The sequence below is a fragment of the Candidatus Phytoplasma citri genome (assembly GCF_002009625.1).
GTDB classification, from domain to species: Bacteria; Bacillota_I; Bacilli_A; order Acholeplasmatales; family Acholeplasmataceae; genus Phytoplasma; species Phytoplasma citri.
The window spans coordinates 1-1468 of sequence record NZ_MWKN01000034.1 but is presented as its reverse complement, the minus strand read 5'-3'; the positions used below and the strand labels follow the sequence as shown (position 1 = coordinate 1468).

Annotated in this window: 1 protein-coding gene; it reads right to left on the bottom strand. The window is 29.1% G+C overall.

The annotated features are described in order from the left end of the window. Positions 1–252: 252 nt before the first annotated feature. Entirely contained in the window at positions 253–1353 is a 1101-nt protein-coding gene (gene dnaJ / locus B2G44_RS01145; protein WP_078123024.1) for a molecular chaperone DnaJ, read from the bottom strand. Positions 1354–1468: the final 115 nt, after the last annotated feature.

The window sequence follows — 1468 nt, the reverse complement described above, 5'->3', positions numbered from 1 at the left end:
TGACATTCTTTCGTTTGTCAAACCGACCATCTCCTTTCAGAGTTTATCAGCTCTGGCTATTGGTTAGATAGCACGAAATTTAGGCCTCTTTGGCGCCCAATCCCAAACATCTAACTTCTAAAAATATTTATATCAATATATATCGATATAAAATAATAATCAAATAGTAAATCATAATTATCTTTTGTAATTATTAAATATATTTTTAATAATTTTTTTTATTTTAGAAATAATTTTATTTATTTGAGCAATTCAAAAATGAAACCAAGATGAATTATTTTTTGATTTTTGATTTAATTTATCTAATTCTTCCAATTGTTGAAAAAGTTTTTTTTGAGTATTCGATAAATTTTGTGGTGTATAAATTTTAATAATCACATAATGATCGCCTAAACTAGAAGGAGAATTAACATAAGGAACACCTTTATTTTTTAATCTAAATTTAGTATCGGTTTGTGTACCAGCAGGCACTTTTAATTTAACATCACCATGAATAGTATCAACATTAATAATTGTACCTAAAGCTGCTTGGTAAAAATTAATTAGTACCGAAGAAAAAATATCATTACCTTTACGCTGAAAAATCTTATGAGATTGAACCTCGATATCCACATACAAATCCCCACTAGGTGTTCCCGAAGGACCTTGATGTCCTTGATTTGGAGATTTCAATGTCATGCCACTTTCGACTCCGGCAGGTATATTTAAAGTAACTTTATGCTTACTTTTTACTAGGCCAATTCCTTGGCAAAAAACACATTTATCTAAAATAATTTTTTTTTGACCACTACACTCAGGGCAAACTTGTTTTGAAACACTTACAAACCAACCCTGTTGGGTATAAGAAATATAACCAGATCCTTTACAAACGTGACACACCCTAATATCATTTTTTGTTTTGGCCCCTGTACCATTACATTTTTCGCAATGTTCTTTAACATAAAATTCAATTGATTTTTGAGTACCTAAAACAGCTTCCATAAAACTAATAGTTATTTTTATATTATGATCTTCACCTTTAGAAGTTTGGCGATTACTTTTTCTACGACCGAAAAAACTCGAAAAAATATCTTCAAATTCATCAAAATTAGCACTTTGAAAACCTTGAAAATCACTATTAAAACCTTGATTATTAAAACTATGGCCCATTTGATCATACTGAGCTCGTTTATCGGTATCACTCAATACTTCGAAAGCTTCTTGTATTTCTTTAAATTTAGCATCAGCATTAGCTTCTTTACAACGATCAGGATGATATTTTTTAGCAAGACTTCGATAAGCTCGTTTAATATCATCCAAATTAGCATCACGTGATAATCCTAAAACTTCGTAATAGTCTTTTTTTTGTTTCAAAATAAAACTCCTCGTTGTAATAAAATAGATAAAATTTAATAAATAAACCAAAAAAAGTTATTAGATCTTTTTTTGGCTCTTTATTGAATTTATTAGGGCGTCAAAGAGGCCTAAA